The following is a 24941-nucleotide window of genomic DNA, read 5'->3' on the forward strand; positions in this document are numbered from 1 at the left end:
GCGCGGTCATCGCACGGTGACGGGGAGTGGCGGCCTTGCCGCCGCTCCCCGTTTTCCGCGCGGTGAGCGCCGGGAGGCATTCGCATCGCGAAGGAATAAGCTTGGCGACTGATGGCATACCTGGACCACGCGGCGACCACGCCGATGCTCGCAGAAGCGCTGGATGCTTACGCCGCCGCCGCTCGTGACGTCGGCAATCCGTCATCCCTGCACGCCGCCGGCCGGTACGCCCGCCGCCTGGTCGAGGAGTCCCGGGAGCGCATCGCCGCCGCGCTGAACGCCCGGCCCTCCGAGGTCGTCTTCACCTCCGGCGGCACCGAAAGCGACAACCTAGCCATCAAGGGCATCTTCTGGGCGCAGCGCGCGGCGTCGCTCAACCGCACCCGGGTGATCGCCTCCGCGGTCGAGCACCACGCCGTGCTCGACGCCGTCGACTGGCTGGGCACCCACGAGGGCGCGACCGTCGACCTGCTCGCCGTCGACGACACCGGCGCGGTCGACCCCGGCCGGCTGGGTGGCCTGATCGACCGCTACCGGGACGAGATCGCGGTGGTCAGCGTGCAGTGGGCCAACAACGAGGTGGGCACCGTCCAGCCCATCCACGAGCTGGCCCGGCTGGCCGCCGAGGCCGGCATCCCGTTCCACACCGACGCCGTCCAGGCGGTCGGTCAGATCCCGGTCGACTTCGCGGCCGGCGGCGCCGCCGCGATGACGGTGACCGGGCACAAGCTGGGCGGTCCGGTGGGCGTGGGCGCGCTGCTGCTGGGCCGGGACGTCGCCTGCACCCCCCTGCTGCACGGCGGCGGCCAGGAGCGCGACGTCCGCTCCGGAACGCTCGACACCGCCGGCGTGGCCGCCTTCGCGGTGGCCGTCGAGATGTCGGTGAAATCGCAGCAGGACTACGCGGTCCGGGTCGGCGCCCTGCGCGACGAGCTGATCGCCCGGGTCCGCCACGCGGTGCCGGACGCGGTCTTCAACGGCGCCGCCGACGACCGGCTCCCCGGCAACGCCCACTTCAGCTTCCCCCGCTGCGAGGGCGACGCGTTGCTGCTGCTGCTCGACGCGCAGGGGATCGCCTGCTCCACCGGCTCGGCGTGCTCGGCCGGGGTGGCCCAGCCCAGCCACGTGCTGCTCGCGATGGGCGCCGACGACGACCGGGCGCGCTCGTCGCTGCGCTTCACCCTCGGCCACACCAGCACCATCGAGGACGTGGACGCGCTGATGGCCGCCCTCCCCGCGGCCGTCGAGCGGGCCCGCCGGGCGACGGCCTGGAAGACCGCGCGCTGAAAGCCGCCCTCCCGGCGGCCGTCGAGCGGGACGGCCTGGAAGACCGCGCGCTGAAAACCGGCCGGACGCGGCAGATAGGCTTGCTGGTATGCGAGTTCTAGCGGCCATGTCGGGCGGCGTCGATTCTGCCGTTGCCGCCGCGCGCGCCCATGACGCCGGTCACGACGTCACCGGGGTGCATCTGGCGCTGGCGCGCAATCCCCAGACCTATCGGACGGGCGCGCGCGGCTGCTGCACGCTGGAGGACTCCCGCGACGCGCGGCGCGCCGCCGACGTGATCGGCATCCCGTTCTATGTGTGGGACATGGCCGACCAGTTCCACGAGAGCGTCGTCGACGACTTCGTGGCGGAGTACGCGGCCGGCCGTACGCCGAACCCGTGCCTGCGCTGCAACGAGAAGATCAAGTTTGCCGCGGTCCTCGACCGCGCGGTCGCCCTCGGCTTCGACGCGGTGGTCACCGGCCACCACGCCCGGCTGGGCGCCGACGGCCTGCTACGCCGCAGCGTCGACCTGGGCAAGGACCAGTCCTATGTGCTGGCCGTGCTGACCCGTGCCCAGCTCGACCGGGCGGTGTTCCCGCTGGGTGACTCGACCAAGGCGCAGGTGCGCGCCGAGGCGGCCGAGCGGGGCCTGGCGGTCGCCGACAAGCCCGACTCGCACGACATCTGCTTCATCGCCGACGGCGACACCCGGGGCTTCCTCGAGCGCCGGCTGGGCGCGACGCCGGGCGACATCGTCGATTCCCGTACGGGCGAGACGATCGGCACCCACTCCGGGGCGTACGCGTACACGGTCGGTCAGCGCAAGGGTCTCGACCTGCGGGTGCCGGCCCCCGACGGCCGCCCGCGATACGTGCTGTCCATCACCCCGAAGACGAACACGGTCACGGTCGGCCCGCGCGAGGCGCTCGCGGTCGACGTGGTGACGGCGTCCCGGGTGATCTGGCACGGCGAGCCGACCACGGTCGAGTGCGACGTGCAGCTGCGCGCCCACGGCGAGGTGGTCCCGGCCGAGGTGACGGTCGAGGGCGACACGCTGACGGCCCGGCTGCGCGAGCCGGCCCGGGGCGTGGCGGCCGGCCAGGCGATCGTGGCATACCGGCGAGACCCGGCCGGCGATGTCGTGCTCGGCTCGGCCACCATCACGGCCGGGGTCTCCGCTTCGGCCGGTTCCTCCGCTTCGGGCGTTTCCGCTTCGGGCGTCTCCGCTTCGGCCGGTTCCTCCGCTTCGGGCGTCTCCGCTTCGGGCGTCTCCGCGTCGGCCGAGCCTGACGCGGGTGCCGGGTTGCCGGTGGGCGGAGTGGCTCGTGCCTGAGTTTCCGTGGCCGGTCGGGGCAGCGACCGGGATCGGCTCGCTGCCCGGCACCGACGTCGTCGAGGCGCAGCGCATCGTCTTCGGCGAGCTGCCCGACCTGCCGCACCTGCCCGAGTTGCCGGCCCGCGGCCCGGGCGCCGACCTGATCGGGCGCAGCGCCGGCTTCCTGGTCGAGCTGCCGGTGCAGCTCTACGCCGGCCGCTGGCAGATGGCGCCGCGCCCCGGCGCCGACCTGCGCCGCACGCTCGACCTGCTGGAACGCGACCTCGACCAGGCGACCGAGCAGGGCGACGGCTTCGCGGGCACGTTCAAGGTGCAGGCGGCCGGCCCGTGGACGCTGGCCGCGAGCCTCGACCTGCAGATCGGCGGCCGGCTGCTGCGCGACCCCGGCGCCGTGCGCGACCTCACCGACTCGCTCGCCGAGGGCCTGCGCCGGCACGTCGACGACGTGCGCAAGCGGCTGCCGCACGCGACCGTGCTGCTCCAGCTCGACGAGCCGTCGCTGCCCGCGGTGCTGGCCGGCCAGGTGCCGACCGAGAGCGGTCTGAGCGCGTACCGCGCGGTCGACGGCCACGACGCGGCGACCGCCCTGCGTACGGTGGTGGAGTCGGCCGGCGCCCCGGTGGTGGCCCACTGCTGCGCCGCCGACGTGCCCCTACAGGTGCTGCGCGACTCCGGGGCCGCGGCGGTCGCTCTCGACCTCGCGCTGCTCAAAGACCTGGACCCGGTGGGTGAGGCGATCGAGGCCGGCATCGGCCTCTTCGCCGGTGCCGCGCCGACCCGCCCGGCCGGCGGCCGGCCCCTGACCGGCAAGCAGATCGCCGAGCGGGTGCAGAAGCTGTGGACCCGGCTGGGCTTCCCGGCCGCCCGGCTCGCCGAGCAGGTCGTCGTGACGCCGGCGTGCGGGCTGGCCGGGGCGAGCGAGCCGTACGCCCGGGCCGTGCTGACCGCCTGCCGCGAGGCCGGTCGCCGCATCGCCGAGGCCTGACCTCGCGAGGCGAAACTGTCAGGGGTCGGTACTACCGTGCTCTTAGTACCAAGAGACGGAGGATCCGGTGGCCGAGAAAGCGGATGTGCAGCGTGACGGGGAGTCCCGGGCCGAGATCGACGCGGCTGAGGAGCTTGCCATCGGCCGGCCGACGCCCGAGCAGGAGGCCGCCGCCGGCAAGGATCCGACGTCCGAGGTGAGCACCCGGCATGCCGAGCTGGCCGACGAGGTCCGCGGCCATCAGTACCGCTACTACGTGCTCGACGCGCCGACCGTCTCCGACGCCGAGTTCGACAAGCTGCTTCGCGAGCTGGAGGCGTTGGAGGAGGAATACCCCGCACTCCGTACGCCCGACTCCCCGACGCAGAATGTCGGCGGCACCTTCTCCACCACGTTCACCCCGGTGCAGCACGCCGAGCGCATGCTCTCCCTCGACAACGTCTTCGACGAGCAGGAGCTGGCCGCCTGGGCCGAGCGCACGGTGCGCGACGCGGGCGGGCCGGTCGAGTTCATCTGCGAGCTCAAGGTGGACGGCCTGGCCATCAATTTGACGTACGAGAAGGGCCGGCTGGTCCGTGGCGCCACCCGCGGCGACGGGCGCACCGGCGAGGACGTGACGTCCAACGTGCGCACGATCCGGGAGATCCCCGAGCGGCTCGACGACGACAACCCGCCCGACCTGCTCGAGGTCCGCGGCGAGATCTACTTCCCGGTGTCCGCCTTCGCCGACCTCAACGCGTCGCTGGTCGAGCAGGGCAAGGCGCCGTTCGCCAACCCGCGCAACGCGGCGGCCGGCAGCCTCCGGCAGAAAGACCCGCGGATCACCGCCTCGCGCGGGCTGCGCATGGTGGTGCACGGCATCGGCGCCCGGGTCGGCTTCACCCCGACCTCGCAGTCCCATGCGTACGAAGCGCTCCACTCGTGGGGGCTGCCGACCAGCGGGCGCTGGAAACTCGTCGACGACCTGGCCGGCGTCCACGACTACATCGCGTATTACGGCGAGCACCGGCACGACGTCGAGCACGAGATCGACGGCGTGGTGGTCAAGGTCGACTCGGTGTCGATCCAGGGCCGGCTCGGCACCACCAGCCGGGCGCCGCGCTGGGCCATCGCGTACAAATACCCCCCCGAGGAGGTCACCACCAAGCTGCTCGACATCGCGGTGAATGTCGGTCGCACCGGCCGGGTCACCCCGTTCGCGATTCTCGAGCCGGTCAAGGTGGCCGGCTCGACGGTGGCGCAGGCGACGCTGCACAACGCGCGCGAGGTCGAGCGCAAGGGCGTGCTGATCGGCGACACGATCGTGCTGCGCAAGGCCGGCGACGTCATCCCCGAGGTGCTCGGCCCGGTCGTCGATCTGCGGCCCGGCGACGCCCACGCGTTCGTCATGCCGACGCACTGCCCGGCCTGCGGCACCAAGCTGGCGCCGGCCAAGGAGAGCGACATCGACATCCGTTGCCCCAATACCCGGTCGTGCCCGGCGCAGCTACGCGAGCGGGTGTTCCACCTGGCCGGGCGGGGCGCGCTCGACATCGAGGTGCTCGGCTACAAGGCCGCCCAGGCGCTGCTCGACTCCGGCGTGATCACCGATGAGGGCGATCTGTTCGCGCTCACCGAGGAGCAACTGCGCGAGTCGCCGTTCTTCGTCAACCAGGACGGCAGCCTCGGCAGCAATGCGGTCCGCCTGCTGGAAAACCTGGAGAAGGCGAAGAAACAACCGCTGTGGCGGGTGCTGGTGGCACTCTCCATCCGGCATGTCGGCCCGACCGCGGCGCAGGCGCTGGCCCGCGAGTTCTTCTCGATGGAGGCGATCGAACGGGTGGTCGCGACCCCTCCCGCCCCGCCCGAGCCGGCCGAGGACGAGCCCGCCGACGGTGGAACAACGGGCGCCGGCGAGACGGCGGGCGCGGCCGGCGTCAAACGCAAGAAGACCAAGGCCGAGCCGGATGTGTTGTCCTCGGTGGAGGGCGTGGGCCCGACGATCGCCGAGAGCCTGCGCGAGTGGTTCACCGTCGACTGGCACCGCGAGATCGTGCGCAAGTGGCGCGCGGCCGGGGTGCGGATGGCCGACGAGCGGGTCGACGAGGGGCCGCGCCCGCTCGAGGGGATGACCGTGGTGGTCACCGGCACGCTCGCCGGATATTCGCGAGACCAGGCCACCGAGGCGGTCACCGCCCGCGGCGGCAAGGTCAGCGGCTCGGTCTCGAAGAAGACGGCGTTCGTGGTGGTCGGCGACAATCCCGGCAGCAAGTACGACAAGGCTCTCCAGCTGAAGGTGCCGGTGCTCGACGAGGCGGCCTTCGGGGTGCTGCTGGCCGACGGTCCGGAGGCCGCGCGCGCCGTGGCCGAGGTCGTCCCGGAGGCGCAGGCGGAGCAGTGAGCGCGCCCTGGCCGAGCCCGCCCGAGCGCACGCGGACGAGTGCGCGCCGTGGCCGAGCCCGCCCGGGGCGCACGCGGACGAGTGAGCGCGCCCCGGCCGAGTTCGCCCAGAGCGCTTGCGGACGATTGAGCGCCCTGGCCGGCGAGCGCCACGGTCCGGCCGAGCTCGCCCGGGCGCAGGCGGACGAGTGATTGCGGCCCCGGCCGGCGAGCGCCTCGGTCCGGCCGCCGGCCCGGCGAGGTCGGCCCGGCGAGGTCGGCCCGGGAACTGCAGGCTGGGAGCGAGCGTCGGGTTTGCGGCTCTGACCAGATGGCGGAGGGTTTCTGCGGTGCGGGCGGCTGGTCCTGGGCCGGCTCGGTGGTCGATCGGATCGCCCTTCGAGGTGGCCGGGGGTGATGCCTGCATGTCCCTCGCCTGGTCACCCGTATGGAGGAATTTGAGGATAATGAGCGTTTGGGGGCTTATGTCGAGTTGATAACGCCGAAGCTCTTTCGCGGCCAACGGACAATGCGGATCTATGGTGAAAACCATCGGTAGATCCCCGCCATTGTGGAGGTCGCATGGACGCCGCACGCCCTCGCAACCGTGTGGCTCCTTCCCACCCGGGGAGCGACGGTGTGGCCGACAGTCACGCGCGACGTGACCGCGCCACCGAGCGGCGCGACCGGGAGACCGAGCGACTCCCGCATGGGTGGGAGACCGAGCGGCGCGACCGGGAGACCGAGCGGCGCGACCGGGAGGCCGAGCGGCGCGACCGGGAGACCGAGCGACTCCCGCGTGGGTGGGAGACCGAGCCGCGTGAGTGGGAGACCGAGCGGCGCGGGCACGAGACCGGGCGGCGCGGGCACGAGGCCGGGCGGCGCGGGCGGGACGTGGTCGAGTACCGGCGGGCGCTGGTGGTCACGTCGGGGGCCGCGGTGGTCGTCGATGCCGGGCTGTGGGCGGTCGGGGCGGGGACGTTTGCGGAGCTGCCGGGAGCGTACTGGCTGATGGCGGTCCTGGCCGTGGTGGTGGACGCGCGGCCGTACGTGCTGGCCGACCGGCGGGCCAGTTCGGTGATCCTGCCGTCGATATGTTTCACCTTCGCTATCGCGCTCGCCTGGGGCGTGGTGCCGGCGCTGGCCGTGCAGGTTGTGGCGGTCACCGTCGCCGGGGTGCGGATGCGGCTGGCCGCCCGCCGGACCTTCCACCTCACCATGCAGCATGCGGTGGCGATCTGCGCCGCGGTGGCGGTGGCCGGGCTCTTCTCACTTCGGATCGGGCCCCGGCCGGACTGGGACGACGCCCTGCTGACCGTGGCGGCGGCGGTGGCGTGGATCCTCGCCCGTTACGGGCTGGCGGCCGGCGTCGCCCGGGTCACCTCGCACCGGCGGCGGCGCCGGGCGCGGCGGCGGGGGATCGAGGTGCTGGCCACCGGCGCGCTGCTGCTGCTCGGGCCGGTAGTACTGGCCACCGCGCAGGTGGGGCTCGCCTTCGTGCCGCTGGTGCTGCTCGCCCTGCACGCGGTGCACCGGACGGTGCGCTCGGCCACCGAGTCGGAGCGGGCCGAGCGGGTGGACGCGCTGACCGGGCTGCCCAACCGGCGGGCGCTGCAGGCCTCGGTGGGGGACAAGCACGGCCGGCAGCGGGCGTTGCTGCTGCTCGACCTCGACCGGTTCCGCACCGTCAACGACGCGCTCGGCCACCGGGTCGGCGACCGGCTGCTGGTCGAGGTGGCTCGCCGGCTCGCCGACGTGGTGCCCGCGCACGACCTGGTGGTGCGCCTGGGCGGGGACGAGTTCGCGGTGCTCGCCAACCGGGTGGACGGCGTCCCCGAGGCCCGGCGTATCGCGTGCCACCTGGTCGAGGCCCTGAACCGGCCGTTCGCGCTGGACGGCCTCCCGGTCGACGTGAGCGCCTCGATCGGGATAGCGCTGCAGGGCGACTCGGCCGACGACGGGGCGACGCTGCTGCGCGAGGCCGAGGCCGCGATGTACGACGCCAAGCAGCGCGGGGATCAGGTCGCCGTCTACGGCCCGGACGCGGCCCACCACTCGCCCGACCGGCTGGCGCTGCTCGCCGACCTGCGGCGCGCGCTGCGCGAGGACGCGCCCGACGACGGGATCATGCTGTTCTATCAGCCGCAGATCGCCATTCCGACCGGCGAGGTGGTCGGCGTGGAGGCGCTGCTGCGCTGGCAGCACCCCGAGCGCGGGCTGGTCGGGCCGGAGGAGCTGATCCGGGTGGCCGAGCCGACCCCGGTGATGCGGCTGCTCACGCTGCGTGTGCTGCACGACGTGGTGGCGCAGGTGGCGGCGTGGCGGGACGCGGGCCGGTCGCTGCGGGCGGCGGTCAACGTGAGCGCCCGCGACCTGCACGCCGGCGGGATCGCCGACCGGATCGAGGAACTGCTGCGGGAGTACGCGGTGCCGGCCGATCTGCTCCAGTTGGAGATCACGGAGAGCGCGCTGATGGCCGACCCGCACCGGGTGCTGAACACGATCACCCGGCTGGACCGGATGGGCGTGGCGATCTCGCTGGACGACTTCGGCACCGGCTACTCGTCGTTGCAGCACGTGCGCCGGCTGCCGCTGGCCGAGGTGAAGATCGACCGCTCGTTCGTGCTGGGCATGGCCACCGATCGCGGGGACGCCGCGATCGTCCGCTCGGTGATCGACCTGGCCGAGGCGCTGGGCCTGCGCGCGGTCGCCGAGGGCGTCGAGGACGAGCGCACCTGGCGGCTGCTCGCGGCGGCCGGCTGCCATGCCGCCCAGGGCTGGTTCCACGGCCGCCCGATGCCCGCCGCCGACCTGGAGACGTGGCTGTTGCGGTACCGGCCGCTGCGCCCCGGCCCGATGTCCGTCGTCATGCCCGCTCCGTCGAGTTGACCACCTCCGCGCGAGGCCGCGGAAGTCATCGATATAGTTGGATATGCGGGGCATGGCCTTACTCGTGATCTGCGCAAAGTGGCTGCTCGGGGCCGGTCCTGCCGGCGGTCGGGACGACCGTCGGGTGCCCTGAGCGCAACCACGCACGCAGGTCGCCCGGGTGGGTCGAGCGTTTTGGGCGCGCCAGCGCCCTGCTCGGCCCGCCCGGGTCCCGGCGGGAGCGACGGTCTGCACCCCATCCAACCGCCCCGCCCGCCACCCAAAGACGGACTGAAGGCTGACTCCTGCGTACGACATGATGATTTTGATCTTTTGCGTGGTGATCTCGGAGTCCCGCCGGAAATCCTGTCGGTGGGTCGAAATAGACTCGTCGCGTCGCTGTTCGCCGGAGAAAGTAGGAGCTATGGCCATCACCCGCGAAGAGGTCGCGCATCTCGCGCGCCTGTCGCGGCTCGCCGTGACCGAGCAGGAGCTGGATCAGTTCGCGGGGCAGCTCGACGTGATCCTCCAGTCGGTCGCGCGGGTCGGTGAGGTGGCCGCGGACGACATTCCGCCCACCTCGCACTCCGTGCCGCTGACGAACGTGTATCGCGACGACGTCCCGCAGCCGTGCCTCACGCAGGAGGAGGCGCTCTCCGGCGCGCCCGACGCGTTCGAGGGCCGGTTCCGGGTGCCGCGGATCCTGGATGAGGAGGCCTGACGTGAGTGACCTCACCCGGCTGACCGCGGCCGACCTGGCCGCCAAGATCAAGAGCAAAGAGGTCTCGGCCGTCGAGGTGGCGCAGGCCCATCTCGACCGGATCGAGGCGGTGGATTCGCGGGTCCACGCCTTCCTGCATGTCGATCGGGAGGGCGCGCTCGCCGCCGCTGCCAAGGTCGACAAGGGCGAGGTCACCGGCCCGCTCGCCGGGGTGCCGGTCGCGGTCAAGGACGTGATCGCCACCAAGGGCGTGCCCACCACCGCGGCCTCCAAGATCCTCGAAGGCTGGCGGCCGCCGTACAACGCCACGATCGTCGAGCGGCTCCAGGCGGCCGGCACGGTCATGCTCGGCAAGACCAACATGGACGAGTTCGCGATGGGCTCGTCCACGGAGTACAGCGCCTATGGGCCGACCGGCAACCCGTGGGACCTGGGGCGCATCCCCGGCGGCTCGGGCGGTGGCAGCGCGGCGGCGCTCGCGGCCTACGAGGCGCCGCTGGCCATCGGCACCGACACCGGCGGCTCGATCCGGCAGCCCGGCGCGGTGACCGGCACCGTCGGCGCCAAGCCGACCTACGGCGGCACGTCCCGCTACGGCCTGATCGCGTTCTCCTCCTCGCTCGACACCCCGGGCCCGTGCGCGCGCACGGTGGAGGACGCCGCGCTGCTGCACTCGGTGATCGCCGGGCACGACCCGCGCGACTCCACCTCGATCCCGCAGCCCGTGCCCGACGTGATCGGCGCGGCCCGGCTCGGCGCGACCGGCGACCTGACCGGGGTCAAGCTGGGCCTGGTGAAGGAGTTCGCCGGCGACGGCTCCGAGCCGGGGGTGACCGCGGCCTTCCGCGACTCGCTGGAGGCGCTGGTCAAGCTGGGCGCCGAGGTCGTCGAGGTCTCCTGCCCGCACTTCCAGTACGCGCTGCCGGCCTACTACCTGATCGCCCCCAGCGAGTGCTCGTCCAACCTGGCCCGCTTCGACGGCGTCCGCTACGGCCTGCGGGTCGGCGACGACGGCAACCGGTCGCTGGAGGAGGTCATGTCGCTGACCCGGGACGCCGGCTTCGGCCCCGAGGTCAAGCGGCGCATCATCCTCGGGACGTACGCGTTGTCCAGCGGCTACTACGACGCCTACTACGGCCAGGCGCAGAAGGTGCGCACGCTGATCACCCGGGACTTCCAGAAGGCGTTCGAGCAGGTCGACGTGCTGGTGTCGCCGACCACGCCGTTCGTGGCGTTTCCGTTCGGGTCGCGCACCTCCGACCCGTACCAGATGTATCTGGCCGACCTGTTCACGATCCCGACGAACCTGTACGGCGGCCCGGCCGTCTCGGTGCCGTGCGGGCTCTCCGAGGGGCTTCCGGTCGGCTTCCAGGTGATGGCGCCGACCATGGCCGACGACCGGATGTACCGGGTGGCGGCGGCGCTCGAGTCCGCGGTGGGGACCTTCACGCCGCCGTCCCTCTGATTCACGCCCTCAGGAGGACTTGGGCGTCGTCTTCGAGTCCAGCCACGAGTTGATCAGCTTGGTGAAGTCCTTGCCGGTCTGCTTGTTGACGAACGCGATGAACGACGCCCGGTCCTGCTGGGTGTACTTCTGCGTCTGCACCCAGGCCTTGGCGAGCGCGAAGAACTTCGCGTCGCCGAGCGCGTCGTTCAGCTCCATGAGCATCGCGGCCGGGCAGTCGTAGACGTTGCCCTCGGCGAAGTTGGCCGCCTGCGGGTGGCCGGGCGGCCCCAGCCTCTTGCGCAGGTCGGCGTCCGACTTGCGGAGGAAGTCCCGCAGCACCTTGTCGCTGAAGTGGGTCTGCTGTTGCTCCCAGAGGAACTGGATGTAGGTCGCCCAGCCCTCGTTCAGCCACAGGTCGGTCCAGGTGGACGTGGTGACCGTGTCACCGAACCACTGGTGGGCGTACTCGTGCAGCAGGTCGGTCTCGAACCTGGCGGTGTCCCGCTTGCCGAGCTTGTCGCCCATCGTGATCATCTGCTGGGTCTCCATGCCCGACTCGGAGTCGACCAGCACGATGCCGCCGGTGGCGAACGGGTACGGGCCGAACCGCTGCTCCAGGAAGCTCAGGAATTGCGGAGACTTGCGCAGCGAGGGCACCAGCTTGGCGTCGGCGCCGGGCCGGTACCAGTAGGTCAGCGGGGTGCCGCCCGGGCCCTTCGCGGTGACCTTCTTGTACTTGCCCACGGCCAGCGTCTGCAGGTACGACGACATCGGCTCGTCGCTGCGGTAGGTGAACGTGTTGCCCTGCACCGCGCCCGGCGTGCCCGCGGCGATCGCCGAGAAGCCGGCCGGCACCGTCACCGAGACGTCGTAGAGCGCCTTGTCCGACGGCTGGTCGTTGGCCGGGTACCAGGTGAACGCCCCGAACGGCTCCTGCATCGTCCAGAGGCCGCCCTCCTTGGTGACGGTCAGGCCGAGCGGCTCGGCGTCGCCGCGGTGGGTCGGGAACGGCGTCGTGGCGGGCTTCCCGTGGTACGCCACCACCAGGGTCACCGGCTGGTCGGCGGTCACCGGGTGCCGCACGACCAGCTTTTCGTTCTGGACGGCGGCGTCGGCCGGCGCCTCGTCGACGGTCACGCTGTCCAGCGTGTACGGCTTGAAGTCCAGCGTGATCGTGGCGGCATCCTCGACCGGGCGGACCTGGATCGTCGCCGTGCCGGTCAGCGACTTGGTCGACGGAGCCCAGTTCAGCTGGAGGCCGTAGTGCAGCACGTCGAGGCCGGCGTTGCCGTGCTTCGGATAGACCGGGTCGGCGACGGGCGTGGACTTGCCTTTCGCCCAGGCGGTGTAGTCCGTCTTCGGCGGTGTGGCCGAAGCGCTCGGCGCTGAGGTGGGAGTGGCCGTGGGCTTGTCGTCACAGCCGGCGATCAGAACGACCGTGGCCAGGGCCACGGCTACGAGGGGGGTGCGGTGCATGGCAGGCACGCTACATAAATGATCACCCGCCGTGGGGGCGGTGCGAGGTCGGCGGAAATTCTGTCGGTGGGGGCCACTAGGCTGGAGCCCGAAAGTCACCGGACCCAGTCGGGGAGTTCACCGCATGACCACCATCGCCCTGCCGACGTATGAGGACGCCGTCGCCCGTTTCGAGCCGGTCATCGGCCTGGAGACGCACGTCGAGCTGGGCACGCAGACCAAGATGTTCTGCGGCTGCCGCACCGAGTTCGGAGCCGAGCCCAACACCCAGGTCTGCCCGGTCTGCCTCGGTCTGCCCGGCGCCCTCCCGGTCGCCAACCGCGCCGGCATCGAGGCCACCATCCGCATCGGCCTCTCGCTGAACTGCGGTATCGCCACCTGGTGCCGGATGGCTCGGAAAAACTACTTCTACCCCGACATGCCCAAGAACTTCCAGACGTCGCAGTACGACGAGCCGCTCTGCACCGAGGGCTATGTCGACGTCGAGGTGGACGGCAAGACCTACCGGATCGGCATCGAGCGGGTGCACCTCGAGGAGGACACCGGCAAGACGCTGCACGTCGGCGGGGCGACCGGGCGTATCCACGGCGCGTCCGAGTCACTGGTCGACTACAACCGGGCCGGCATCCCGCTCGTCGAGATCGTGACCAAGCCGGTGCCGGGGCTCGGTGCGCTCGCCCCCGAGGTGGCCCGCGCCTACGTGACCGAGCTGCGCGACATCATCCGGTCGCTCGGCGTCTCCGACGTGCGGATGGAGCAGGGCTCGCTGCGCTGCGACGTGAACACCTCGCTGAACAAGCCGGGCGCGGAGTGGGGCACGCGCACCGAGACGAAGAACGTCAACTCGCTGCGCTCGGTCGAGCGCGCCGTCCGCTCCGAGATCATCCGGCAGGCCGGGGTGCTCGACGGCGGCGGCCGCATCATCCAGGAGACCCGCCACTTCCACGAGGACCGCGGCGATACCAGCCCCGGCCGGTCGAAGGAGGAGGCGACCGACTACCGCTACTTCCCCGAGCCCGACCTGGTGCCGATCGCGCCCGACCCGGCGTGGGTGGCCGAGCTCAAGGCGGCTCTGCCGGAGAAGCCGAGCGCCAAGCGCGCCCGGCTGAGCGAGGAGTGGGGCATCAGCGCGATCGACATGCAGTCGGTGGCCAACGCCGGCGCCGTCGAGCTGATCGAGGAGACGATCGCGGCCGGCGCGTCCCCCGCGGGCGCACGCAAGTGGTGGATGGGCGAGCTGGCCCGCCGCGCCAACGAGTCGGGCATCGAGCTGTCCGCGGTCGGCGCGACCCCGGCGCAGGTCGCCGAGCTGCAGAAACTGGTCGACGACGGCAAGCTCAACGACAAGCTGGCGCGCACCGTCCTCGAGGGCGTCGTGGCCGGCGAGGGCGACCCGGCGGCGGTGATGTCCGCGCGCGGTCTCGAGGTGGTCAACGACGAGGGCGCCCTGACCGCCGCCGTCGACGAGGCGATCGCCGCCAACCCCGACATCGCCGCCAAGATCCGCGACGGCAAGGTGGCCGCGGCCGGCGCCCTGGTCGGCGCGGTCATGAAGACCACGCGCGGCCAGGCGGATGCCAAGACCGTCCGCGACCTCATCCTGGCCCGTCTTTCCTGATCGCGAGGTCGGGCGGCCCGCGGTCCGGGCCTGGTCGTGCGGCCGTGCGCGCCGCAGGCCGGGCCTGATCGTGCGGCCGTGCGCGCCGCGGTCCGGGCCTGGTCGTGCGGCCGTGCGCGCCGCGGGCCGGGCCTGATCGTGCGGCCGTGCGCGCCGCGGGCCGGGCCTGATCGTGGGGTCGGGCGGCCCGCGGGCCTGGCCGGCGCAGGCGCCGGCCTCGATCAGCTGGGCGGCGCGCTGGTGGGCGTGATCTTCTCGGCGTCGGCGCCGATCACGTTTCGCTGCATCTCCACGTTGGACTCGCCGGTGCCGCCCAGCTGGATGTCGTCGTACGCCTTGAGCTGGTGTTTCTCGTCGAAGTAGAGCACCGAGAGGGTGAGCGGGGTCGGCTTCTCCTTCTCCAGCCCGCGCAGCCCGGCGCCGCCGGTCGACCCCTCCACCATCAGCCGGGTCGGCATCGGCCCCTGGAAACCGTCCGCCGAGGCGAGCGGGGCCGGGGCGGGCGAGGCCGACACACCCGAGGCCGACGGCTCGGGGGTGGGGGCCGACAGCAGGCTCACCTCGCGTTTGTGCAGGTGACCGGCGAGCACCAGCGGCACCACGCCGGAGAGCGGGGTGGCCATCGCCGGGTCGTGCACCATGGCGATGTCCACCGGCTTGCCGCTGGCCCGGATCGTCTGGGCCAGCTGGTTGCCGGCCGCGACGAGCGGGTTGCCGCCCTGCTCGTCGCCGTTCGGCGGGGGCTCGGCGGTGGTCTTGTCCGGGGTGAACTGGGGATCGCCGATGCCCGCGATGGTGAGCCCGTCGATCGTCGTGATCTTGTTGTCCAGCACGATGGCGTTCTTCTGGCGGGCCACCGCGGACTGGATGATGCCCGAGTCGTGGTTGCCGCGCACGTAGATGTAGGGGACGCCGACCGACGGGATCGAGGTGACGTAGTTCGTCTCGGCCGCCGAGCCCCAGTCGACCATATCGCCCGTGTCGACCACTGCATCGATGTCGAAGGTCTGCACCACGGTGCGGATCAGGCCCCAGGACGCCGGGTTCAGGTGCAGGTCGGAGACGTGCAGGATGCGGGTGGTGTTGCCGGCCGGCTCGTAGACCGGCAGCGACGACACCGTGGTGTACAGGCGGCTCACGTTGCTGACGATCTGTTGCAGCTGGTCGGCGTACTTGCCGTAGTTGTCGGCGATCCGCCGCGCGTCACCGACCACGGCCGGCGCGTTGACCAGCAGGCCCTCATAGCGTGGCTCGGCGATCGAGCCGGGCCGCAGCGTGGCGGCCGCGAGGCCGAGGCTGCCGAGCGTCACCACCAGCGCGGTCAGCCCGGCGGCGGCGACCCGGCGGATGTTCCGGAAGACCAGGGCGGACAGGAGCAGCGCGCTGAGCACCGCGATGCCCAGCGCGCGGATGCCGAGCCGGACGACGCCGGTCCGTACGTCTTCCACCGCATGCTCCCCGGCCGAGCTGATCGCGGCCGGGTCGTCGATCAGCGCCTCGGTGCGGCTCTGGTCGAGCGAGCCCAGGTTGACCTTGAGGTGGATCGGCCCGTCGTGGCTGTCCAGGTGCAGCGAGCCGAGCGGCGGGATGTCCACCTCGGTTCCGCCCTGGATCGACGGGGTGATCGACATCTCGGCCCGGAACGGTCCCACGGCGATGGTGGCGTGCGCGAACAGCATCGTGCCGATCACCGCGCCGCCGATGCCGATCAGGGCGATCGCCGCGGCGACCCCGATCCGGTGGGTCCACCGGTGGCGGTAGGCGCGCCCGGTCCACGCCGTCGCGCCGTGCACGTGGCGGTAGGCGCGACCGCCCCAAGCCGCGGCGCCGAGCACGTGGCGGCGTGCGGTGGACAGATGGCGGAGCCAGGTGGGAGCAGTCATCGGCGATCAGGTGACTCCGGCCCCGCCGTCGGAGAAGACGATCCGGATGATCCGGTCGTCGTCGGGGCCCGGATCGCCGGCATCCTCCTGGTTCGACGTGCTGGCCCACAGCGACCCGTCCGGTGCCGCGACCAGACCCCGCAGCCGGCCGTACTCGCCGGTCAGCAGCGCCTGCGGGGTGCCCAGCACGGTGCCGTTGTCGGTCACGTTGAGCAACCAGACCCGCTTGCCGAGCAGGCAGGCGGTGGCCACGGTACGGTCGGCGACCGCCACCCCCGCGCAGTACGAGTCGGCGATCGGCCAGCTGTACAGCGGGTTGGTCAGTGCCGGGTCGGTGCTCGGGCCGTCGGCCCTGGCCCAGCCGTAGTTCTTGCCCTTGACGATGACGTTGAGCTCGCCGTTCTTGGGCTGGCCGCTGTCGCTCGCGTACATCCGCTTCTTGGCGTCCCAGGCCAGGCCCTGCACGTTGCGGTGGCCGAGCGACCAGACCAGCGAGTCCTTGAACGGATTGCCCGGGGCGGGCTTGCCCGCCGTGGTCATCCGCAGAATCTTGCCGCCGAGGCTCTTGGGGTTTTGCGCCTGGACGCCGTGGGTGCCGTCGCCGGTGCCGGCGTAGAGGTAACCGTCCGGGCCGAAGGCGAGCGCGCCACCGTTGTCGTCGGCCGAGCGCGGGATGCCGGTCAGGATCGGCTGCAGCTTCCCCTTCAGCACCAGCTTGCCGATCCGGTTGTCCTTCGTCGTGGAGTAGTAGACGTAGATCGTCTTGTCGGTCGCGTATTTCGGTGAGACCGCGATGCCGAGCAGGCCGCCGTCGCCGGAGGCCTGCGCCTCGGCGAGTCGCTGCACCTCGGTGACGGTCAGACCGTTCGCGTCGGAACCCGGGCCGACCTGCAGGATGCTCCCGCTGTCCCGCTCGGTGACCAGCGCGGACTTGTCGGGCAGGAAGGCCATGCCCCAGGGGACCGCCAGTTTCTTGGCCAGCACCGTGACCACGGCCTCTTGATCGCCGCCGCCAGGCGCGGCGCTTGCCGACTCGGCCGCCGAGGGGGTCGGGAGGTTGGGCGAGGTGCCCTGCTCATCGGGGTCGGGCGGGCCGAAGCTGCAGGCCGCGGTCAGCGCCGCCACGGCGGCGAGCGCCACGCCTGCCCGGACCCGGCGGGAACGCAAGATCACGCGACCTCCTCGACTTCGACGCACCCCAGGGTAGCGGCGCTGCCTGGAAAGCCCCGTCCGATCAGTCGGGGTGGCGGATCTCTTGCTGCCCGGCGGCCAGCACGCGCGGGAGATTACCCTGCGTGACGGCGGTCAGCCGGATCACGTTGCCGTTGTCAAGCAGGGCCGAGACGCGGCCGCGCGGGTCGGGGGCCAGCTCGGTGATCCGCGACCACGGCACCCGGGTGCTGCCGAACAGCGCCTTCACCCGCAGCTCGTCCGCGTAGACGTCGGTGCCGGCGCGCCAGGCCCACACGAAGATCGCGAGCGGGACGAGCAGGATGGGGGTCAGCTCCCACCGGGCCCCGGCGAACGGCAGCGCGCAGACGAAGCCGATCACGGCGGCGACCAGGAGCGCGCCGGTCTTGCGGACGCGGAGCAGGGGCTTTCTTCGCACCGGAGCATTCTCCCACCCGGCCTCGGCGGGCCGGACGCGGCCACGTTTGTCCACAGGCGACGATCTGCGGATGCATCCGGATCGCGTCCGGCCGTAACCTGTTCTAGGGACGTTCGTTGATCCCTACTGGCCCTACCCCTTGTCCGACCGGCACCGCAGAGGATCCGTCGACGTGGCAGTGCAACCCCCCGTGCACTCCCGGCCCACCGACCGGGTGACGTTCGTCGCTGTGCCCGCCGCCGCAGTGATCGTGCTGCTCGCGGGCGCGGCCGGCCTGACCCCGCCCGCGGTCGCGCTGGCCATCGGCGTCGGCGGCGCCGGGCTCTGGGCGTGCTCCCACCTGGTCCGGGCGGCCCTCCAGATCCATCACGCCGAGGGTACGTTCGTCGCCTGCAAGGGCGCCGGGTTCGTCGGCCTGGCCTCGCTGGCCACCGCCCTCACCGCGGTGGTGCCGCTGGCGGCCCCGCCGCGGGCCGGGGTCTGGGCGACCGGTGGGTATGCGGTGGCGGCGGCCCTCTACGCGGTCGGCGTGCTGTTCCTCCCCGGCGGGGCGACCACCTGGGTGATCCGCACCCGTCGCGCCTTCGACGGCGCCGGGCTGGGTCTCAGCCTTGCCTTCGCCGGCTACCTGATCCCCCCGGTCAAGCACCAGCAGGTCGCCACCCTGCCGGTCATCATGCTCGGCGCCCTCGCCATCGCGATCACCGTGGTCGCGGTCCTGCGCAGCCGCCCGCACGGCGGTCCCGCGGTGCGCTGCGGCGCTGGCGCGATCGCGGTCATGGCGGCCCTCGGCATCATCGCCACGATGGTCGTGCTGGGCCGCGGCGGCATCGCGCTGCCGCTGCTGGGCCTGCCGATCGTGGCCGGGCTGGCAGCCTCAGCCGACGGCGGCGCCCGCCGGCACCTGGCCCCGCCTCCACTCGAGCCCCGCAACCCCGACCAGGTGCTGGCCAGCTATCCGCTGCTGGCCGCGCCGGCCGCGGTCGGCGTGTTCGCCGCGCTGTGGCACCTGCTCACCGCCCGCACCTTCGACACGCTCGCCATCCTCCTCGGCGTCGGCATGGTCGCCGTGCTGGCGGTGCGTGAGCTGCTGGTGGTGCGGGACATCCGGCGGTACGCCGGCCAGTTGCAGACCGCCGAGGCACACTTCCGCTCGCTGGTGGCCGGCGCCACCGACCTCACCCTGGTGCTCGACCAGCAGCAGCGGATCACCTGGCAGTCGCCGGCCGCGTCCCGGCTGTTCGGTCTCACCGACGATGAGGTGGTCGGCCGCGCCTTCCGTGACCTGATCCACCCCGGCGACGTCGCCGACGCCCAGGCGGTGATCGACTCGGTGGTCGCGGGCGAGCACGCCGACGGCCCGCCCGCCCTGGTCAACGCCCGCCTGCGGGACGGCGCCGAGCTCTGGCGGGACACCGAGTCGACGATCTCCGACCAGCGCGCGGTGCCCGAGGTGGCCGCCCTGGTGGTGCACGTGCGCGACGTGGGCGAGCGCAAACACCTCGAGCGGGCGCTGCACAAGCTGTCCTCCACCGATCAGCTGACCGGGCTGGCCAACCGCCGGACGCTGATGCGTGACCTGCTGGCCCACCGCCGGCGACCCGGCCGGCCGGGCAGCCTGCTGGTGATCGACCTGCACGGCCTCGCCGAGATCAACGACAGCCGCGGGCGGGAGACCGGCGACGCGGTGCTGACCGAGGTGGGCCGCCGGATCAAGATGCTGCTGGGGGCCGACGATGTCCCGGCCCGGCTGGGCGGCGACGAGTTCGCGGTGCTCACCACCGACGGCGCGGTGCTGGCCTACGCGCTGGCCACCCGGATCGCCGCGGTGCTGGCCGAGCCGCTCGAGCTGCCCGGTTCACTGGTCGAGCTGCACACCAGCATCGGCCTGGCCGAGCTGGCCGGCGGCAGCAGCTCGGACGAGGTGCTGCGGCACGCCGACCTGGCCCGCAAGCGTGCCCGGCAGCTGGGCCTCGACCGGGTCGAGTGGTACGACCCGGACGTCGAGATGAAGCTCAACCGCCGGATGGAGCTGGAGCAGCAGCTGCTCGGCGCGGCCGCGCGCGGCGAGCTCGACCTGGTCTTCCAGCCGGTGGCCGACCTGCGGGACAACCTGCCGGTCGGGGTGGAGGCACTGCTGCGCTGGCGCCACCCCGAGCTGGGCACGATCCTGCCGGGCGAGCTGCTGCCGATCGCCCGGGCCGTGGGCATCGCGGCCGAGCTGGACGAGTGGGTGCTGGACGCCGCCTGCAAGCACCTGACGGCCTGGTCGACCGGCGACACGTCGTTCTGGCTGTCGGTCAACGTGTCTCCGCGCGAGCTGCTCACCGCCCGCTTTCCCGACCAGGTGGCAGCGACGCTGAATCGCTATCATCTGCCGCCCGAGCGCCTGGTGGTCGAGGTCGCCGAGGACTGGATCGCCGAGGACGTGCCGGCGATCGTGGCGTCCCTGGCCGGCCTGCGCAAGCTGGGGGTGCGGGCCGCGCTCGACGACTTCGGCGCGGGTCAGGCGTCGCTGTCCCACCTGCGGCGGCTCCCGGTCGACATGCTCAAACTGGACGCCTCGCTGGTCAACACGTCGTCCGAGGCGGCGCCAGGTGCCGGCCCGGCGGTGCTCGACGTGGTGGTGAGCCTGGGCCGCCGACTGGGTCTCGAAATCGTGGCGAAGGGGCTGGAGACGCCGGAGCAGATCGTCCGCGCGGCGAAGGCGGGATGTCTCTATGGGCAGGGATTCGAGCTGGGCCGACCGGCCCCGGCCGAGCGCATCGAGGCCTATTTGGAGAGTCACCGGACGTAAGCCGGAGAGCCGCCGGGCGTGGGCCGGGGAGTCGCCGGGCGTGGGCCGGGGAGCCGCCGGGCGTGAGCCGAGCGGAATCGAGGTCTGTTTGGCGAGGCCTAACGAGGCGGTGCGGTGCTCCCGCGCGGCGTGAGGTGGGCGGTGCCGGCCTCCACGTTGCCGACCTGCTTGCCGTCGATCGAGGCCAGCAGCTCCCGGGCCGCGTGCGCGCCGTACTCTGCGATGTCTCGGGTCAGCGCGGTCAGCGGCGGGTGCACGAGGCTGCACAGCGGCGAGTCGTCCCAGGCCACGATGGACAGATCGCCCGGCACCGCGAGCCCCATCTCCTGCGCCACGGCGAGCCCGGCCACCGCCATCACGTCGTTGTCGTAGATGATCGCGGTGGGCCGGTCCGAGTCGATCAGCAGTCGCCGGGTGGCGCGGCTGCCCTCCTCGCCGGTGTAGTCGGACGGCACGGTGATCGCCTCGAGCCCGAGCGACGAGCAGATGTCGTTGAACGCCCGGGTGCGCGTCTGGGTGTGCAGCAGGCCGGGCAGGCCGCTGACCCGGGCGATCCGCCGGTGGCCGAGCGCGACCAGGTAGCGCACCGCCTCGGTGATCGCTCCGGCGTCGTCCGACCAGATCTGCGCGATCGTGCCGGTCTCGCCGGGACCGCCGATGACCACGGCCGGCAGTTGGAGTTGCTGGAGCACCGGGATGCGGATGTCGTTCTCCCGCAGGTCGGTGACGATCACGCCGTCGATCCGGCGCTCGCCCCACCACCGCCGGTAGACCTCGACCTCGAGCTCGGGCGTGCCCACCACCTGCAGGGTCAGCGCGTACGACCGGGCGGACAGCTCGGCCTCGAAACCGCTGATCAGCCCCATGAACCAGGGCTCGATGCCGAGGATGCGCGCGGGCCGGCACAGGGTGAGGCCGACGGCGCGCGCGCTGGCGCCGGACAGCGCCCGGGCAGCGCTGTTCGGGTTGAACCCGATCTCCTGCGCGATGGCAACGATGCGCTGCCGGGTCGCCTCGGAGACTCCGGGCTGTCCATTGAGCGCGTACGAGACGGCGCCCTTGGACACGCCCGCCCGCCGCGCGATGTCGGCGATCGTGGGCCGCTTCACTCGGTCTCCCTCTAGTTTCCGGCTGAAGCTTACCGGGATCAGTTGCGGTAGAGCGCTCTCACGGCCCGGCGCGACGAGATGGCCAAGCGTCGCGGCCCAGGCTTGAACGGTTAAGTGTTGCCAGACACAGCCCCATTTGTAAACCCCACTGAGGCAAAAGTCCGGTTCAGCCCGCTTATTCGTCACTGACAACGGCGGGAAATCAAGCTGGTAACACGCTATTGACAGTCATCGGGGCGGGGCTTAGCGTCACCACAACTTACCCGGTTCAGTAAATTCTCTCCGCATGGAGGCGCAATGAAACGGCTTGGCAAAGCGACGGCTGCGGCCGGTGTCGCGGCAGCACTGGCCCTCACCGGCTGTAGTGGGCAGAGCCTCGAGGGCGGTGACAAGGGCGGCAACGGCACGATCACGCTCAAGGTCGCGTTCTGGGGCGACATGGGCCTGGACAAGCTCAAGGCCGAGTACGAGGCGGCCCACCCGAACGTCAAGATCGTGTTGAACTCCGGCGAGTACAACGCCCAGCACGAGGACCTGCAGAAGAAGCTGGTGGCCGGCACCGGCGCCCCGGACATCTCGGCCATCGACGAGGGCTTCATCGTCCAGTTCCGCAGCCAGGCGGACAAGTTCGTCAACCTCATGGACAAGGGCGGCGCCGACTACCAGTCGAAGTACCTGCCGTGGAAGTGGCAGGCGTCCATGTCGACGGACGGCAAGCAGATCGGCCTCGGCACCGACGTCGGCGGTCTGGCCATGTGCTACCGCTCCGACCTGTTCAAGGCGGCCGGCCTGCCCACCGACCGGGACGCGGTCAGCAAGCTCTGGCCGGACTGGGACTCCTTCATCAACGTCGGCAAGCAGTACGTGGCCAAGACCCACAAGAAGTTCGTCGACTCCGGCACCAACATGTTCAACCCGGTGCTCGCCCAGCAGCCGGTCGGCTTCTACGACACCAGCGAGAAGCTGCAGATGGACGGCGGCCCGAAGGTCGCGTTCGACGTCAGCATGAAGGCGATCGACGCCGGCCTCTCCGCCAACCTCGCCAGCTTCCAGCCCAACTGGGACCAGGGCTTCAAGAAGGACCAGTTCGCGGTCCTGGCCTGCCCGGCGTGGATGATCGGCCACATCCAGGACACGGCGCCCGACCAGAAGGGCAAGTGGGACATCGCCTCGATCCCCGGCGGCGGCGGCAACTGGGGCGGCTCGTGGTGGACGATCCCCGCGCAGGGCAAGAACATCGACGCCGCGGCCGACTTCGTGAAGTGGATGGTCGCCCCGGAGCAGCAGATCGAGGTCTTCAAGACGGTCGGCAACCTGCCCTCGCAGCCGGCGCTCTACAAGGACCCGGCCGTGCTCGACTACAAGAAGGAGTTCATGAGCAACGCTCCGACCGGCCAGATCTTCGCGGCCACCGCGGAGAGCCTGAAGCCGCAGTACCTGGGTAAGAAGGCCGGCCCCACCCGGGTTGCGGTGGAGAACGTGATCACCCAGGTCCAGCAGGGCAAGCTCAAGTCGAGCGAGGCCTGGGCGGTAGCCGTCAAGGAAGCCGAGAAGGCCGCCAACTCCTGATCTGAAGAAGTCCTTGAGGCGGGGCGGCGCATGCCGCCCCGCCGACTCACTTAGGAGTGGCTGTGTCCCTCACCCAGCTCAGGCCGCCGCCGCAGCACGCGGCGCCGCCGGCCCAGCACAGCAAGTTCAAGATCTGGCTCTACCGCTTCGACACGAAGACCATCCCGTACATCTTCATCGCGCCGTTCTTCGTCCTGTTCGCGATCTTCGGCCTCTTCCCGATCGTGTACAACGCGGTCGTGTCGCTGCGCACCTGGCGGCTCGACGAACCGGACAAGGACGGCTGGGCCGGCTTCGCCAATTACACGAAGCTGCTCACCGACTCCGACTTCTGGAACGCGCTCGGCAACACGTTCGGCATCTTCATTCTGTCGACCGTGCCACAGCTGCTGATCGCGCTGATGATCGCCAACCTGCTCAACCGTAAGCTGCGGGCGCAGACCTGGTGGCGGATCGGCATCCTGTTGCCGTACCTGACCCCGGTGGTCGCCTCGACGCTGGTGTTCGCGGTGTTCTTCTCCCGCGACAACGGCATGGCGAACTGGTTCCTCTCGCTTGTTGGCTACGGGCAGGAGCAGCCGCTCGACTGGCGGGCCGAGAAGTGGAGCAGCTGGATCGCCATCGCAACTATGGTCAACTGGAAGTGGATCGGCTACAACGCCCTGCTCTACCTCTCCGCGATGCAGGCCATCCCCAAGGACGTGTACGAGGCGGCGGCCGTCGATGGCGCCGGCCCGTGGCGCCAGCTCTGGCGGATCACCGTGCCGATGATCCAGCCGGTCGTGGTGTTCACCGTGATCCTGTCGACCATCGGCGGCCTGCAACTGTTCAACGAGCCGATGATGTTCGACGAGAACCCCCAGTCCGCGTCCGGCGGTTCGGCGCACCAGTTCCAGACCATCGCCCAGCTGATCTACAAGGTCGGTTGGAAGGACCTCGACCTCGGGTACGCGGCCGCGATGAGCTGGGCGCTGTTCCTGATCATCCTGATCGTCGCCGGCATCAACGCCAGCCTGACCAAGCGCATCGGAGGGGACCGGTGACCACGCTCGTGAACCGGGCGCCGCAGGACACCCGCGGCAACTGGAAGACGTACCTCGGCCTCTCCCTGGTCTTGATCTTCTCGGCCTTCCCGGTCTACTGGATGTTCGTCATCGCGACGAGCACCGACGAGGCCGTCTCGCAGATCCCGCCCTCGGTCGTCCCGGGCGGCCGGCTCTTCGAGAACCTGCACGAGGTCTTCACGATGCAGGAGGTCTACTTCACGGCCTCGCTGATCAACAGCGTGATCGTCTCGAGCGTGATCACCCTGTCCACGCTGTTCTTCTGCTCGCTGGCCGGGTTCGCCTTCGCGAAGCTGAAGTTCCCGGCCCGCAACGCGCTGATGTTCGTGGTGATCCTGACCCTCACCGTGCCCAACCAGCTCGGCGTGGTCGCCCTGTACATCCTGATGGGCAAGCTCCAGTGGAACGGCACCCTGCTCGCGGTCATCGCGCCCGGCCTGGTCAGCGCGTTCGGGGTGTTCTACATGCGACAGTTCATCGGGCACGCGGTGCCGGACGAGCTGGTCGAGTCGGCGCGGATCGACGGCGCGATGACCATGCGGGTCTACTGGAGCATCGTGCTGCCGGCGATCCGCCCGGCGCTCGCCGTCCTCGGCCTGCTCACGTTCGTGATGGCCTGGAACGACTTCCAATGGCCGCTGATCACGCTGAACGGCACCGACTTTCCCACCTCGATGGTCGCGCTCAGCGATCTGGCGAGCGGCAACTACGTGATCTATCGCCGGGTGCTGGCGGGTGCCTTCGCCGCTACCGTTCCCCTGATCGTCCTGCTGCTGATCGGCGGCCGGCAGATCGTACGGGGAATTATGGAAGGCGCCGTAAAGAGCTGATG

Annotated in this window: 17 protein-coding genes; 12 read left to right on the plus strand and 5 right to left on the minus strand. The window is 71.4% G+C overall.

What is annotated here, in order from left to right; all coding sequences use genetic code 11:
* Nucleotides 1-111 precede the first annotated feature (111 nt).
* The 7 genes from ODJ79_RS07630 (at nt 112) to gatA (ending at nt 11002) form a co-directional block, all read left to right on the plus strand.
* On the plus strand, nt 112-1287 hold the full coding sequence (locus ODJ79_RS07630; protein ID WP_263022617.1) for a cysteine desulfurase family protein: 1176 nt from the start codon (nt 112-114) through the stop codon (nt 1285-1287).
* Nucleotides 1288-1375: 88 nt separating this feature from the next.
* Nucleotides 1376-2602 carry a tRNA 2-thiouridine(34) synthase MnmA gene (mnmA, locus tag ODJ79_RS07635; RefSeq protein ID WP_263022618.1) on the plus strand — a complete coding sequence of 409 codons (1227 nt, stop codon included), beginning with the start codon at nt 1376-1378 and terminating at the stop codon, nt 2600-2602.
* Nucleotides 2595-3590 carry a methionine synthase gene (locus tag ODJ79_RS07640; RefSeq protein WP_263022619.1) on the plus strand — a complete coding sequence of 332 codons (996 nt, stop codon included), beginning with the start codon at nt 2595-2597 and terminating at the stop codon, nt 3588-3590. The genes mnmA and ODJ79_RS07640 overlap by 8 nt, the downstream gene beginning before the upstream one ends.
* Nucleotides 3591-3705: 115 nt before the next feature.
* Nucleotides 3706-5970: an NAD-dependent DNA ligase LigA gene (gene ligA, locus ODJ79_RS07645; RefSeq protein ID WP_263022814.1), complete on the plus strand. Its 2265-nt coding sequence runs from the start codon at nt 3706-3708 to the stop codon at nt 5968-5970.
* Nucleotides 5971-6959: 989 nt separating this feature from the next.
* A complete protein-coding gene (locus ODJ79_RS07650) occupies nt 6960-8837 on the plus strand; it encodes a putative bifunctional diguanylate cyclase/phosphodiesterase (RefSeq protein WP_263022815.1) in 1878 nt (625 codons plus the stop codon).
* Between the two features lie 403 nt (nt 8838-9240).
* Nucleotides 9241-9537 (plus strand): Asp-tRNA(Asn)/Glu-tRNA(Gln) amidotransferase subunit GatC, encoded by a 297-nt coding sequence (gene gatC, locus ODJ79_RS07655; RefSeq protein ID WP_263022620.1) that lies wholly within the window; start codon nt 9241-9243, stop codon nt 9535-9537.
* Nucleotide 9538: 1 nt separating this feature from the next.
* Nucleotides 9539-11002, plus strand: a complete 1464-nt coding sequence (gene gatA, locus ODJ79_RS07660; protein ID WP_263022621.1) for an Asp-tRNA(Asn)/Glu-tRNA(Gln) amidotransferase subunit GatA — start codon at nt 9539-9541, stop codon at nt 11000-11002.
* A gap of 9 nt (nt 11003-11011) precedes the next feature.
* On the opposite strand, the gene ODJ79_RS07665 is transcribed toward gatA, so the two are convergent.
* Complete coding sequence (locus ODJ79_RS07665; RefSeq protein ID WP_263022622.1) at nt 11012-12460, minus strand: M1 family metallopeptidase; 1449 nt, start codon at nt 12458-12460, stop codon at nt 11012-11014.
* A 124-nt stretch (nt 12461-12584) separates the two neighbouring features.
* On the opposite strand from ODJ79_RS07665, the gene gatB reads away from it, so the two are divergent.
* Nucleotides 12585-14078, plus strand: coding sequence for an Asp-tRNA(Asn)/Glu-tRNA(Gln) amidotransferase subunit GatB (gene gatB / locus ODJ79_RS07670; RefSeq protein WP_263022623.1), 1494 nt, complete (start codon nt 12585-12587; stop codon nt 14076-14078).
* Between the two features lie 221 nt (nt 14079-14299).
* Here gatB and ODJ79_RS07675 read toward each other — a convergent pair whose 3' ends face one another.
* The 3 genes from ODJ79_RS07675 to ODJ79_RS07685 all read right to left on the minus strand — a co-directional run bounded on the left by ODJ79_RS07675 (nt 14300) and on the right by ODJ79_RS07685 (nt 17570).
* Complete coding sequence (locus tag ODJ79_RS07675) at nt 14300-15961, minus strand: metallophosphoesterase (protein ID WP_263022624.1); 1662 nt, start codon at nt 15959-15961, stop codon at nt 14300-14302.
* Nucleotides 15962-15967: 6 nt separating this feature from the next.
* Nucleotides 15968-17134, minus strand: a complete 1167-nt coding sequence (locus ODJ79_RS07680) for a PQQ-dependent sugar dehydrogenase (RefSeq protein ID WP_411267279.1) — start codon at nt 17132-17134, stop codon at nt 15968-15970.
* 61 nt (nt 17135-17195) lie between these two features.
* Entirely contained in the window at nt 17196-17570 is a 375-nt protein-coding gene (locus ODJ79_RS07685; RefSeq protein WP_263022625.1) for a PH domain-containing protein, read from the minus strand.
* A gap of 172 nt (nt 17571-17742) precedes the next feature.
* Between ODJ79_RS07685 and ODJ79_RS07690 the strand changes: the two genes are divergently transcribed.
* The gene (locus ODJ79_RS07690; protein WP_263022626.1) at nt 17743-20367 is read left to right on the plus strand and encodes a putative bifunctional diguanylate cyclase/phosphodiesterase; all 2625 of its coding nucleotides are present in this window, start codon (nt 17743-17745) and stop codon (nt 20365-20367) included.
* Between the two features lie 98 nt (nt 20368-20465).
* Here ODJ79_RS07690 and ODJ79_RS07695 read toward each other — a convergent pair whose 3' ends face one another.
* Nucleotides 20466-21476 carry a LacI family DNA-binding transcriptional regulator gene (locus tag ODJ79_RS07695; protein ID WP_263022627.1) on the minus strand — a complete coding sequence of 337 codons (1011 nt, stop codon included), beginning with the start codon at nt 21474-21476 and terminating at the stop codon, nt 20466-20468.
* A gap of 297 nt (nt 21477-21773) precedes the next feature.
* Between ODJ79_RS07695 and ODJ79_RS07700 the strand changes: the two genes are divergently transcribed.
* The 3 genes from ODJ79_RS07700 to ODJ79_RS07710 all read left to right on the plus strand — a co-directional run bounded on the left by ODJ79_RS07700 (nt 21774) and on the right by ODJ79_RS07710 (nt 24939).
* Nucleotides 21774-23045, plus strand: a complete 1272-nt coding sequence (locus ODJ79_RS07700) for an ABC transporter substrate-binding protein (protein WP_263022628.1) — start codon at nt 21774-21776, stop codon at nt 23043-23045.
* Nucleotides 23046-23107: 62 nt separating this feature from the next.
* Complete coding sequence (locus ODJ79_RS07705) at nt 23108-24088, plus strand: carbohydrate ABC transporter permease (protein WP_263022629.1); 981 nt, start codon at nt 23108-23110, stop codon at nt 24086-24088.
* Complete coding sequence (locus ODJ79_RS07710) at nt 24085-24939, plus strand: carbohydrate ABC transporter permease (protein WP_263022630.1); 855 nt, start codon at nt 24085-24087, stop codon at nt 24937-24939. The genes ODJ79_RS07705 and ODJ79_RS07710 overlap by 4 nt, the downstream gene beginning before the upstream one ends.
* The last annotated feature ends 2 nt before the right edge of the window (nt 24940-24941 follow it).

Origin of the sequence: Actinoplanes sp. KI2, from assembly GCF_025630775.1 — a bacterium.
Classification (GTDB): domain Bacteria; phylum Actinomycetota; class Actinomycetes; order Mycobacteriales; family Micromonosporaceae; genus Actinoplanes.